The organism is Streptomyces akebiae (assembly GCF_019599145.1).
Classification (GTDB): Bacteria; Actinomycetota; Actinomycetes; order Streptomycetales; family Streptomycetaceae; genus Streptomyces; species Streptomyces akebiae.
Genome location: NZ_CP080647.1, coordinates 6,127,884 through 6,139,837 on the forward strand (window position 1 = coordinate 6,127,884; position 11,954 = coordinate 6,139,837).

An 11,954-nucleotide genomic window follows, 5' to 3' on the forward strand; every position below is an offset into this window, starting at 1 on the left:
GTGTCCGCTGAGGCTGAGGAGGCTGCGGGTGATGTCCTCTCGGATCATGGGCACGACGGGCGCCCCCGCCGACGCCGACGTGCCCGACGTGCCCGACGTGCCGACCGTGCCGGCCGGGCTCGTCGTCCTGGACGGGCGTGCGCTGGGGGTCGCCGACGTCGTCCGGCTCGCCGACGGTGCCGTACGACCGGTGCCCGACGGCGCGGCCGTACGGCGGGTCGAGGAGTCCTGGGAGGCCGCCCGGCTGATCGCGGCGGCCGGGCGCGTGTACGGCCGCTCCACCGGCGTCGGCGCCAACCGCAACGAGGACGTGCCGAGCGAGGCCGCCGCGGAGCACGGCCTGCGGCTGCTGCGCAGTCACGCCGGTGCCATCGGGGAGGAACTGCCCGCCCGGCAGGTGCGGGCCATGCTCGCCGTACGCGCCAACCAGCTGCTCGCGGGCGGCGCGGGGCTCCGGCCGACCGTGGTCACCGCGCTCTGCACGGCGCTGAAGAGCGGGGCGTACCCCGTGGTCAACGAGTTCGGTTCGGTGGGGACGGGCGACATCGCGGCGCTGGCCCAGGTGGGGCTGGCACTGGCGGGGGAGCATCCGTGGCGGGTGCCGGGGGCGCGGTCCGGCTCCGGGGACGGCGGGGCCGGGGGCGACGGATCCGGCTTCGGCGCGCCCGAGGCACAGCCGCTCGACAACAACGACGCCCTCGCGCTGATCAGCAGCAACGCGCTCACGCTCGGGCAGGCCGCGCTCGCGCTGCACGAGTTGCGGGGGCTGATCGCGGCCACCCAGGTCGTCGCCGCGCTCTCGCTCCTCGCCGTGGACGGCTCGCACGAGGCGTACGCGGCGCCCGTGCACGTCGCGCGCGCCCACCGGGGGTCGCGCGAGGTGGCCCGGCGCATGCGGGAGCTGATCGGGGCGGCCGACCGGCCCACGCCCCCGCTGGGGCGGATCCAGGACCCGTACGGCTTCCGGTGCCTGCCGCAGATCCACGGTCCCGCCCTGGACGCGGCGGACGCGCTGGAGGGCGTCCTGGAGATCGAGATCAACGCGGCGGCGGAGAACCCGCTGATCTGCCCCGAGGACATGGCCGCCTACCATCACGGCGGCTTCTACCAGGCCCAACTCGCCCTGGCCCTGGACCACTTCAGACTCGCCACGACCCAGGTCGCCCGGCTGTCGACCTCCCGGCTCTCCTCGCTCAACGAGCCCGCGTACACCCGGCTGCGGCCCTTCCTCGCCGACCACGAGCCCGCCTCCTCGGGCGTGATGATCCTGGAGTACGCCGCCGGGGCCGCCCTCGGTGACCTGCGGGCCTTCTCCGCGCCCGCGTCGCTCGGCCACGCTGTACTCTCCCGGGGCGTCGAGGAACAGGCCAGCTTCGCCTCGCTCGCCGCCCGGCAGACGCTGCGGGCGTGCGGCGCGTACCGGCTCGTCGTCGGCTGCGAACTCGTCGCGGCGGTGCGGGCGTTGCGCCAGCGGGACCTGCGGCCGGATCCGGAACTGCCCGTCGGGCGCGCACTGGAACTGGCGGAGTCCGTGCTCGACCCGGATCCGGCGGACCGGCCGCTGACGGGAGACGTGAGTGCGGCGGCCGCACTGCTCGATCGGTTCACCGAGATCTGGACGGACGTCCAGGCGGACCCACTGAGGGGGAGCGTGTCATGAGCGCGGACAAGGGCACGGGCGTGACGGACAGTCCCGCCGCGCGGCTGCAGACGCTCTTCGAGGGGCACCGGCTGACGCCCACCCAGCGGCGCATCGCCCACAGCATGGTGCGGCGCGCGGCCGACGTGCCGTTCCTGTCGAGTGTGGAACTGGCCGAGCTGGCCGGGGTCAGCCAGCCGTCCGTGACCCGGTTCGCGGTGGCGCTGGGCTTCGACGGCTACCCGGCGCTGCGCCGGCACCTGCGGGACGTCGGGCCCGCCGAGCCGACCCCGGACACCACCGCGTACAACGAGTACCAGCAGGCCGTCGAGGCCGAGATCGAGAACCTGCGGCACCTGGCCGAGGTGCTCGCCGACCCCGCCCCGGTGGCGCGGGCCGGGCGGCTGCTGGCCGCGTCCCGCCCGCTGCCGGTGCTCGGACTGCGGGCCGCGGCCTCCCAGGCGTACGGATTCGCCTACTTCGCCGCCAAGGTCCACCCCGACGTGCGGCTGCTGCACGAGGGCGGCAGCATGCTCCACGACCGCATCGACGCGGCCGTGCGCGGGGGCGCGACCGCGCTGCTCTGCTTCGCGCTGCCCCGCCATCCCCGCGAGGTCGTCGAGACCCTGGCGTACGCCAAGGAAGCGGGGCTCTTCGTCGTCACCGTCGCCGACTCCGCCTTCGCGCCCGTCGCCAAGGTCTCCGACCTGCTGCTGCCCGCCGCCGTCGGTACCGGGCTCGCCTTCGACACGGCCTGCGCCCCCATGCTGCTGGGCCGGGTGCTTCTGGAGGCGATGTGCGACGACCTGCCGGAGGCCCAGGCGCGGCTGGAGGAGTTCGACGCGAAGGCCGCGACGAGGGGGTTGTTCGTCGAGTAGTCGTCGCGTAACCCTCCTGGAGGGGCCCGGCAGCCGTGGCGGACGGGGAGATCCGCGATTCTCAGGCGCGTTTCACGTTCTCTGGTTACCGTGCCCGCGACTGTCGTACGACCGGTGACTACGGGAGGCGGGGAAGTGACACGCGGAGGGCAGGGGCTTGCTCGGGTGGCCGTCGTGGTGCGGGCCGGGGCAGCGCCGTTGTGGTGGCTCGGAGTGATCGCGGCCGGGGTCGGTGCCCTGCCGTCGGGGCTGACCGGACGGCGGATCGGGGTGCTGGCGGGGGCTGTGCTGTTCATCGTCGCGACGGCCGTGGCGGCGTGGGCGGGGCGTGGCCGGTATCTCACGCCGGCGCGCCAAGCCGTGCGCGCCGGTAAGCACGACGTCCTCCAGGACCGTGCCGTGACCCTGCGCGCCTGGCGCCGGGGGCACCGCTGGTGGCTGCTGCTCGGCTTCGCGGCCGCCCTGGGCTCGTCCTTCGCGCTCCCGGCGGCGGGCGGGATGCTCCTCGCCGGCCTCGGCACCGGCCTCCGCCTCAAGGCGAGCTGGCTCGGCCGCCGCGAACTCGACGCCGGGCAGCTCTTCTGGGTCCGCGTGGACTGGCTGTCCGGGCGGGCGGGGCGGCCCACGGGCAAGCGGGTGCCCGGCTACCGGCTGACGGGCATCGAAGCGGGCGACGCGGCACCCGGAGGCGGGCGCCGGCGGTAGCGCCGCCGCGCGTCGGCCGGACGAGGACCGCTGCTCCCCCCCCACGGCCCTCGGGCGGGCAGCGGCCCGTCGCCCGCCGGTCATTCGCCTCGCGTGCGGAGGACCAGCTTGTTCACCGCCCACAGCGCGATGCCGATGGCCAGGAGGACACCCGCCCGGATGTAGACGTCGGCCGGGCGGTCGGCCAGCGGGCCGGCCAGGATCAGGGCCGTCAGGGCGCCGAGCACCGGCAGGACCGTCGGCGTCCGGAAGTGGGCGTGGTCGACCCGGTCACGGCGCAGGACCAGGACCGCGATGTTGACCACGGCGAAGACACAGAGCAGCAGGAACGCGGTGGTGTCGCCGAGGCCCTCGATCTCGCCGGTGGAGACCAGGCCGATGGCGAGCAGGGTGACGAAGACGATGCCCACGACGGGCGTACGGCGGCGGGGCAGGACGCGGGCCATGCCACGCGGGAGGATGCGTTCGTTGGCCATGCCGTAGCAGAGGCGGGAAGCCATCATGATGTTGATCAGGGCCGAGTTGGTGACCGCGAAGAGGGCGATCAGGGCGAAGAGCTCGTGCGGGAAGTCCACCCCGCCGGCCTTCACCACTTCGAGGAGCGGGCCGCTGGAGCCCTCCAGGGTCTCGGCGTCGACCAGGAGCGACGAGACCAGGGCCACCAGCACGTAGATCGTGCCCGTCACGGCCACGCCGATGAAGATCGCGCGCGGGAAGGTCCGGGTCGGGTTCCTCGTCTCCTCCGCCATGTTCACCGAGTCCTCGAAGCCCACGAAGGCGAAGAAGCCGAGGGCGGTGGCGCCGAGGACGCTGGTGAGCAGGGCGTATCCGGTGCCGCTCGCCTCGAACTCGGTGAGGCGGGAGGGTTCGCCGTCACCGCTCAGCACCGCCCAGGCACCGATCGCGAGGATGATCACCAGGCCGGTCAGCTCGACCAGGGTCAGCACCACGTTCGTCTTCACCGACTCGGAGACGCCCCGCAGGTTCAGGGCGGCCAGCAGGACGATGAAGGTGATGGCGACGAGGGTGGGCGGCAGGGCACCGTTGGTCAGCTCGTCCAGGTAGTCACCGCTGAAGGCCCGCGCGGCGGCGCTCGCGGACGACAGGCCGGAGCACATCACCATGAAGGCGACGATGAACGTCAGGAAGGGCAGCTTGAACGCCTTCTGCGTGTAGAGGGCCGCCCCGGCCGCCTTCGGGTACTTGCCGACCAGTTCGACGTACGACGCCGCCGTCAGGATCGCCACCACGAACCCGATCACGAAGGGGAGCCAGAGCGCTCCGCCGACCTTCCCCGCGACCTTGCCCGTGGTCGCGTAGATGCCGGTGCCGAGGATGTCGCCGATCACGAAGAGGATCAGCAGCTTGGGGCCGAGCACCCGCTTGAGGCCGGTCTCCTCGGCGGGCGTCGGCCCTGCGGCCGTGCTTTCGGTGGTGGACAAAGAGAACCTCCCCCGGTCGGTGATCCGTCCGGGGGACTCCTGCCCGGTCGCGGGCCGTGGATGCCTGCGAGACCGGTTCTCGGAGCTTCGTCAGCGCTTCGTCAGCGGTTCGGCGGAGTTCGTCAGCGGTTCGACGGCACCCGTGATCAGGCCGTGCTCAGCGTCCGCTTGGCCAGCTCGTACGCCGGGAGCATCTGCTCGTGCTCCTCTGTGTCGAGGCCACCGAGATGGACGACGACCGGCCCGTCCGGGGTGACCGCGACGAAGGCCCGCTCCTTCTTGGTCTCCTCCAGGGCCTCGCTGGTGTAGAGGTACTCGACCTCGGTGCCGGAGACGTCCGAGTCGGAGGTGAACTCGCCGTACTTCGCCTCGCTCGTGTTCCCCTCGGCCGCCACGAACTCCCTGAGCAGCGCCTCCGCGTCCCCCTCCGCGGCAGCCTTCTCGCCGGTCCAGACCCGGATGAAGCCGATGTTCCCGGCCGGCTTGGCGTCGATCTCGCACGCGGCGGTGAACGGGCCCTGCCGGAGCAGCCCCTCGGCCAGCTCGGCCGCGAGCTCGTCCTCCTCGGAACCGCCGCCGTCGACGGGCGGGCCGGTCTCGACGGCCTCCGGCTGCCACTTCTCGGCCGTGTCGAAGGTGACCGGAAGTTCACAGGCGGAACCGGTCGCGCCGACACTGCCGCCGCTCTTCGCGGCGTCCTCGGCGGTGTCCTTCGCGTCGGCAGTGTCCTTCGCGTCGGCGGTCGCCGCCTCGGTGCTGCTCACCGAGGGCTTCGCGTCGCCGTCCCCCGCCGATTCCGAGCACCCTGTCAGGACTCCGGCCAGCAGTGCCAGCTGCGCCAGCACCGTCCCCCGTACCGCTCTCGCCACGGTCACCCTCCCCTTGTCGTTCGAGGCCGGACACGGTAGCCGAGGTGCGCGCGGGCGGCGCTCCCCGGGTGGGGGGCGCCGCCGGAGCCGTCGTGTCGGAGCGGTCAGACCTCCAGGTCCGCCTCGATCCGCCTCAACTGGTGCCGGGCCATGGCCAGGTTGGCCCGCTTGGCGTCGAGCACCAGGTAGAGGAAGAGGCCGTTGCCGCCGCGCCCGGTGATCAGGCGGATCAGGTGGTACGCGTCGGTCAGGGTGATCAGGATGTCCTCGATCTCGCCCTTGAGGCCGAGGTGTTCCATGGTGCGGAGCTTGGCGCGGACGACGTCGGTGTTCCCGGCGGCCGCGACGGTGAGGTCGAACCCCTTGCTGCCGCCGATCGTGCCCAGCGCCATGCCGCTGGTGTAGTCGACCAGGGCGGCGCCGGTCGCGCCCTCGATGGACGCGAGGGCCTCTTTCAACGCGGTCTCGGTGTTGGCCATGATGTGCGGTGTCCTTTCAACTCTCACTGGTGGTAGGTGTGTTGGGAGTGGTTCGGGGGGTGGGGCGTGGGGTGGCGGGACGGGGTGTCCGGCGGGGCATGGTCGACCTGACCGTGGCCTTGGCCGGTGGCTGGGGCGTGGGCGCCGCCGGGATCCCGGCGGCGGTCCTGGCCACCGACCGGGCCGCGTTCCTGGCGACCCCCTTGGCGGTGGTCGCGGCCGTTTCGTCGGGCCCGGGCAGGGCGTCCATCAGTTCGCCGATCCGGCCGCCCGCCCGGCGGCCCTCCAGGTGCAGCCGGCCCACGTTGACCCGGTCCTGGGTCAGCAGCGTCAGTACGGCGGAGGAACCCGCCGCGTACGTCGCCACATAGCCCTGGTCGCCGCGCAGCAGCAGTTCGCGAAGCTCGCCCCGGCCGGCGGCGTCCGTCATCCGTACGGCGACACCGAGCGCGGCCGCGGTGAGCGCCGCCAGGCCCTCGGGTTCCACACCGGGGGTGTCGTGGGCGAGGACCAGCCCGTCCACACTGGCCGCCAGCGCGCCGGTCAACTGGGGTACACGGGCCCTCAACCGGTGCAGTTCGTCGAGGACTTCGGCCTCCGCGGCCATGAGCAGTCTCCTCTCGGCGGGGCGCTCCCGCTGCCGCTCAAAGGGCCTCCAGCGCATCCCTGAGCCTTTGCAGTAGAGCCACGTCGGGGTCTGGGGTGGTGAGCCAAGGTGGGGCGGGGGGTGCCGCCTCGACACCGGCCGTGAGCCCGGCCGACGGCTCGCGGCCCGGGGCGGACGCTGTGAGGTGGTGAGGGTCGGCCGACGCGAGGCGGCCGGAGTGGGCCGGGCGGGCCGGTGTGGGGTGGGCCGGATGGGCCGATGCGAGGTGGCCCGGGGCGACCGATGTGAGGTGGCCCGGGTCGACCGGCGTGAGGAGGCTGGGGTCGGCCGGTGTGAGGAGGTGCGGGTCGACCTGTGTGCGCCGGCTCGGGCCGGGCAGTGGGGAGCGGTCCGGGCCGGGGGGCGGGGTGAGGTCCGGGGGGCGGGCGGGGGTGAGGCCCGGGTGGGTTGCGGGGGCGCGGCCCCGTGGGGCGGCGGGGGCGTGGTCCGCACCGGTCGGGACCGGCGGTGCCGGGACCGGACTGTGGCGGGCCGTGGATATCAGGCCGGCCGCCGCCAGTCTTCGCACGTCCACGAGGGTGTGGAAGGCGGGGCGACCCAGGGTCAGGGAGATCTCGGCGGCCGTGCGGAAGCCGTCGACCTGGTCGAGTACGGCTCCCTGCCGGGCCGGGACCGGCGGCGCGTCCAGCCCGACCGCCCTGATCAGCGGGGCCTCGTCCGTCGCCGGGTCGGGCCAGATGCGGTGCAGGAGGTCACGGCGGCGCCGGGCCTCGCGCTCCACGGTGGCCACCGGCACCGGCCGGATCGGTCCCAGCCAGTGCGCGGCCCCGTAACGGAAGCTGGCCGGCGCACTGCTCGGACCGAGGACGAAGTACGCCGCGTCGAAGAGAGCCCCCGCGTGGCACAGCTCCAGCGCGCCCCGGGCGACCCTGCCGCTGTCCACGAGGAACCGCCCGACCCGCAGCCCGGCCCCGGCCGTGTCGACCGCCTCCCGCCAGCCGTCGGAGTCCAGGATGCCGCCGGTGGTGAGCAGCACGTCGAGGCCCGGTGATCGGGGGCTCTCGGCGTGCACGACCTTCCCCTCGGACAGGTACAGCGACCCGCTCTCGCGCAGCAGTACGCCGGTGGCCCGCTCGGCGGCGAGCCGGCTCAGCATCGGGGTGACGGCCTGCCGGAAGTGCTCCCCGCGCACGGGCAGCGGCGGCGCCGGTGTGGTGATCACGCTCATGCCAGCACCAGCCGTCCCGCCATCTCGCCGAGCCGGATCCGGGCCAGCGCGAGATTGCCGTCCGTACGCGTCAGCCACAGGTGCAGGAACACACTGCTGTCGAACGTCGTCCGCACGAACCGCAGCACGTGGTACGTGTCCCGGTTGCTGACGATCAGGTCCTCGACCGGCAGATCCGCCCCGGACCAGTCGGAACCCTCCTCCGGCGCGAACGCCCGGTGCTCCGCCGCGAGCCGCGCCAGCTCCGCCGCCTCGGCCGCGGTCGTCTCGTGGTCACCGCCGGGCGCCTCCCCGACCGTGCCCAGCGCCAGTCCGCTGGTCCAGTCGACCACCGCGGCGCCCAAGGCGCCGGGCAGCCTCATGGCCTCCACCAGACACTCGTCGATTCCGGGCACCGTGGCTCCCCTCCTGCCTGCGGTTCGGCTGAGTGACGCAGACGCTACGCAACGTGTGCGCGAGGGGTGAGGGATCTGGCATTTTCCAGCGGAACATGCGGACAGGTGACTAAGGTGGGTCGACTTGCCTGCTTTTCCACGCTGTTGGGGTCAAGGAGGAGGCCGGGGCGCTGAGGTGGGCCTATGCGGCGGACCCGCATGGCGAGCCCGGACGAGACGACGCCCGTCAGCCATTCTGGGGGGAGCGAGGGGCGTACGAACGGGTGCGCATGCCGCTACGGGGCGCCCCCAGGCAGCCCAGGCGGTCCAGGGGCGCGGGGAACCGCGCGATCAGCGTTCCCCGGGCGCCCCACCGCAGTTCCCCCGAGCTGGAACGCGCCGCTCAGAGCCCCAGCAGCCTCGACCGCTCCGGTCCCCCCGCCTCCGCCACGAGCTCCTCCACGGTCTGCGCCCGCCGCACCACCGCGAACCGCATCCCCCTCTCCCCGGGCGCGTACCCGTAGATCCCGGGCCGGGGCAGGGAGTTGTACGCGTAGTGGTGCGCGAAGTAGTACGCGCCGGTGTCCAGTGCGGCCGCGTAGTCCCCCGGCTCGAACAGCGGCAGCGCACGCGCCTCCGCCAGCAGATCCCCGGCGAAACAGGCGGGCCCCGCCACGTCCTGCGTCACCGCCGGCCCCTCCTTGACCCGCCCCTTCGCGTCGTACGCGGCGATCCGCAGCGGCCAGGACCCCGGCGCGTACACCGTCCGGGTCGCCACCTGCACCCCGGCGTGGGTGACCGCGATGGCCCGGCCGCCCGCGCTCTTCGTGTACTCCACCCGGGCCACGACCGTCCCGTGCTTCGCCAGCAGCGACCGCCCGAACTCGGTCACCAGCCCGTACCGCCCGTCGAACAGCCCCGGCACCGCCTCCGCCAGCAGCCGCGCGTACTGCTCGTACGTCGGTGTCGCCGCCTCCGACGCGAAGTTCACCGGCAGCCCGCCGCCGATGTCGATCGTGTCGATCTGCCGCCGCCCGATCCGCCGGTTGATCTCCTCCGCCAACTCGTACGTCTCCGTGATCCCCCGCGTCATCAGCGACAGCGGGATCCCCTGCGACCCGGTGTGCGCGTGCAGTCGGCTCAGCCAGGGCCGGTCCAGATACGCCTGGACGACCCACTCCCGGGCGCCCTCGTCCCGGAGCGCCACCCCGAACTTCGAGGTGGCCGTCGCCGTGGACAGCGCGTCGATCGCACCCGCGCCGACCTGCGGGTTCACCCGGATGCCGAGGGGGGAGCGGGTGGTGGCCGACCGGACGAGAGCGTCGATGCGGTCCAGCTCCTGCGGATTGTCCGCGTTGACGGCGATGCCCAGCGCCAGCGCCTCCCGCAGCTCGGCCGACGTCTTGGCGGGGGAGTCGAGCACGGTCAGCTTCGGCGGCACCCCGGCCGCCCGCGCCAGGGCCAGCTCCCCGGCACTCGCCACCTCCGCGCCGATCCCCGCCTCGCGCAACAGCCGCAGCACGGGCACGAGCGGCGTCGCCTTCACCGCGAACGCGTGCAGCACGGGCGTCCCCGGCGCCGTCACCGCGTCGAACGCCCTGCGCAGCGCCCCCGCCGAGGCCCGGATCCCGGTCACGTCGAGCAGCGCGACGACCGGCTCGCCGGGACCCAGCAGCCCCTGCTCCACCGCCGCCCGCACGGCCTCGTCCCGCCGCGCCGCCCGCTCGGCGTCGGTGTCGAACAGCCGCAGCGTGCGCTCGGCGTCCCCCTCGTCCTGCCGAGGCGTGGGCCTCTCCCCGCCCGTCCCGTTCGTCACGTCTCCCATCTCGTCCCCCGTTGTCGTGTCGTCGTCCGGCCCCATACGGCCAGTGTGTCCAGCCAAACATCCACGGCGCGCCGCCGCTGGCCCTACGACCGTATTGACTAGCTCTATTCATCAAGTCAGGATGTGAATAGTTGCTGTAAAACGAGGAGGCAGACCGTGTCAGGACCCCGCCCCGTTCGAGCGCCGCGCGGTACGGAACTCAGCACCCTGGGCTGGCAGCAGGAAGCAGCCCTGCGCATGCTCCAGAACAACCTCGACCCCGAGGTCGCCGAGCACCCCGACAAGCTCGTCGTCTACGGCGGCACGGGCAAGGCCGCCCGCGACTGGCGCTCCTTCGACGCCATGGTCCGCACCCTGAGGACCCTCAAGCAGGACGAGACCATGCTGGTCCAGTCCGGCCGCCCCGTCGGCGTCATGCAGACCCACGAGTGGGCCCCCCGTGTCCTCATCGCCAACTCCAACCTCGTCGGCGACTGGGCCAACTGGCAGGAGTTCCGCCGGCTGGAACAGCTCGGGCTGACCATGTACGGGCAGATGACCGCCGGTTCCTGGATCTACATCGGCACCCAGGGCATCCTCCAGGGCACCTACGAGACCTTCGCTGCCGTCGCCGCCAAGAAGTTCGACGGCACCCTCGCCGGGACGATCACCCTCACCGCCGGCCTCGGCGGCATGGGCGGCGCCCAGCCCCTCGCCGTGACCATGAACGACGGCGTCGCGATCTGCGTCGACTGCGACCCCCGCGCCATCGAGCGCCGCATCGAGCACCGCTACCTCGACGTGAAGGCCGACTCCCTGGACCACGCCCTCCAGCTGGCCGTCGAGGCGCGTGACGCCCGCCGCCCCCTCTCCATCGGCGTCCTCGGCAACGCCGCCGACCTCGTCCCCCGGCTCCTCGCCATGGGCGCCCCCATCGACATCGTCACCGACCAGACCTCCGCCCACGACCCGCTGGCGTACCTCCCGGTGGACGTCGACTTCGACGACATGGCGTCGTACGCGGCGAAGGACCCGGCCGGCTTCACCACGCGCGCCCGCGAGTCCATGGCCCGGCACGTCGAGGCCATGGTCGGCTTCCTGGACGCCGGAGCGGAGGTCTTCGACTACGGCAACTCCATCCGGGGCGAGGCCCAACTCGCCGGCTACGAGCGGGCGTTCGCCTTCCCCGGCTTCGTCCCCGCCTACATCCGGCCGCTGTTCTGCGAGGGCAAGGGCCCCTTCCGGTGGGCGGCCCTCTCCGGCGACCCCGCCGACATCGCCAGGACCGACAGGGCGATCCTCGACCTGTTCCCCGAGAACGAGTCCCTGCACCGCTGGATCAGGATGGCCGGCGAGCGTGTCCACTTCCAGGGCCTCCCGGCCCGCATCTGCTGGCTCGGCTACGGCGAGCGCGACAAGGCCGGTGAGCGGTTCAACGACATGGTCGCCTCCGGAGAGCTGGCCGCGCCGCTCGTGATCGGACGCGACCACCTCGACAGCGGCTCCGTCGCTTCCCCCTACCGCGAGACCGAGGCCATGCTCGACGGCTCCGACGCGATCGCCGACTGGCCGCTGCTGAACGCGATGGTCAACGTGGCCTCCGGAGCGTCCTGGGTGTCCCTGCACCACGGCGGTGGCGTGGGCATGGGCCGCTCCATCCACGCCGGCCAGGTGACCGTGGCGGACGGCACGAAGCTCGGGGGCGAGAAGCTCCGCCGGGTCCTCACCAACGACCCCGGGATGGGCGTGATCCGCCACGTCGACGCGGGCTACGACATCGCGGAGTCCGTCGCCGACGAGCGGGGCGTACGGGTACCGATGCGCGAGGGCGGCGAGGCGTGACCCGAAGCGAGAGCGGACGCGACGGCGGCTCCCCGGTGAAGGCCGAGGGCTCGTCGCCGTCCGCGGCTCAGGCCGGGCGGGGCGGCG

The 11,954-nt window shown here is 73.4% G+C and carries 10 protein-coding genes and 1 pseudogene; 4 read left to right on the top strand and 7 right to left on the bottom strand.

Translation table 11 applies throughout. From position 1 onward, the window contains the following. Window positions 1-31 precede the first annotated feature (31 nt). From K1J60_RS26460 to K1J60_RS26470, 3 genes are all read left to right on the top strand, one after another. Entirely contained in the window at window positions 32-1,660 is a 1,629-nt protein-coding gene (locus K1J60_RS26460) for an aromatic amino acid ammonia-lyase (protein ID WP_259407924.1), read from the top strand. Further along, window positions 1,657-2,517, top strand: coding sequence for a MurR/RpiR family transcriptional regulator (locus K1J60_RS26465; RefSeq protein ID WP_033524861.1), 861 nt, complete (start codon window positions 1,657-1,659; stop codon window positions 2,515-2,517). The genes K1J60_RS26460 and K1J60_RS26465 overlap by 4 nt, the downstream gene beginning before the upstream one ends. 135 nt (window positions 2,518-2,652) lie before the next feature. After that, window positions 2,653-3,222 carry a hypothetical protein gene (locus K1J60_RS26470; RefSeq protein WP_220648374.1) on the top strand — a complete coding sequence of 190 codons (570 nt, stop codon included), beginning with the start codon at window positions 2,653-2,655 and terminating at the stop codon, window positions 3,220-3,222. Between the two features lie 80 nt (window positions 3,223-3,302). Here K1J60_RS26470 and K1J60_RS26475 read toward each other — a convergent pair whose 3' ends face one another. From K1J60_RS26475 to K1J60_RS26505, 7 genes and pseudogenes are all read right to left on the bottom strand, one after another. After that, complete coding sequence (locus K1J60_RS26475; protein WP_220648375.1) at window positions 3,303-4,664, bottom strand: APC family permease; 1,362 nt, start codon at window positions 4,662-4,664, stop codon at window positions 3,303-3,305. A gap of 146 nt (window positions 4,665-4,810) precedes the next feature. Further along, on the bottom strand, window positions 4,811-5,533 hold the full coding sequence (locus K1J60_RS26480) for a lipoprotein (RefSeq protein ID WP_220648376.1): 723 nt from the start codon (window positions 5,531-5,533) through the stop codon (window positions 4,811-4,813). 104 nt (window positions 5,534-5,637) lie between these two features. Beyond that, on the bottom strand, window positions 5,638-6,012 hold the full coding sequence (locus K1J60_RS26485) for a roadblock/LC7 domain-containing protein (protein ID WP_220648377.1): 375 nt from the start codon (window positions 6,010-6,012) through the stop codon (window positions 5,638-5,640). Between the two features lie 16 nt (window positions 6,013-6,028). Beyond that, window positions 6,029-6,619, bottom strand: a complete 591-nt coding sequence (locus K1J60_RS26490; RefSeq protein ID WP_220648378.1) for a roadblock/LC7 domain-containing protein — start codon at window positions 6,617-6,619, stop codon at window positions 6,029-6,031. Between the two features lie 496 nt (window positions 6,620-7,115). After that, window positions 7,116-7,847, bottom strand: a pseudogene (locus K1J60_RS46085) (hypothetical protein); the annotation flags it as partial. Beyond that, on the bottom strand, window positions 7,844-8,242 hold the full coding sequence (locus K1J60_RS26500) for a hypothetical protein (protein WP_045556318.1): 399 nt from the start codon (window positions 8,240-8,242) through the stop codon (window positions 7,844-7,846). The gene K1J60_RS26500 and the pseudogene K1J60_RS46085, both read right to left, overlap by 4 nt. 382 nt (window positions 8,243-8,624) lie before the next feature. Beyond that, window positions 8,625-10,046 (bottom strand): type III PLP-dependent enzyme domain-containing protein, encoded by a 1,422-nt coding sequence (locus tag K1J60_RS26505; protein WP_220651710.1) that lies wholly within the window; start codon window positions 10,044-10,046, stop codon window positions 8,625-8,627. Window positions 10,047-10,202: 156 nt separating this feature from the next. On the opposite strand from K1J60_RS26505, the gene hutU reads away from it, so the two are divergent. Beyond that, the gene (gene hutU / locus K1J60_RS26510) at window positions 10,203-11,867 is read left to right on the top strand and encodes a urocanate hydratase (protein WP_220648380.1); all 1,665 of its coding nucleotides are present in this window, start codon (window positions 10,203-10,205) and stop codon (window positions 11,865-11,867) included. Window positions 11,868-11,954: the final 87 nt, after the last annotated feature.

Bases quoted from the DNA above. Each gene is read 5' to 3' on its own strand.
- K1J60_RS26460 (WP_259407924.1), top strand. From the start codon at position 32: ATGTCCTCTCGGATCATGGGCACGACGGGCGCCCCCGCCGACGCCGAC.
- K1J60_RS26465 (WP_033524861.1), top strand. From the start codon at position 1,657: ATGAGCGCGGACAAGGGCACGGGCGTGACGGACAGTCCCGCCGCGCGG.
- K1J60_RS26485 (WP_220648377.1), bottom strand. From the start codon at position 6,012: ATGGCCAACACCGAGACCGCGTTGAAAGAGGCCCTCGCGTCCATCGAG.
- K1J60_RS26490 (WP_220648378.1), bottom strand. From the start codon at position 6,619: ATGGCCGCGGAGGCCGAAGTCCTCGACGAACTGCACCGGTTGAGGGCC.
- K1J60_RS26505 (WP_220651710.1), bottom strand. From the start codon at position 10,046: ATGGGAGACGTGACGAACGGGACGGGCGGGGAGAGGCCCACGCCTCGG.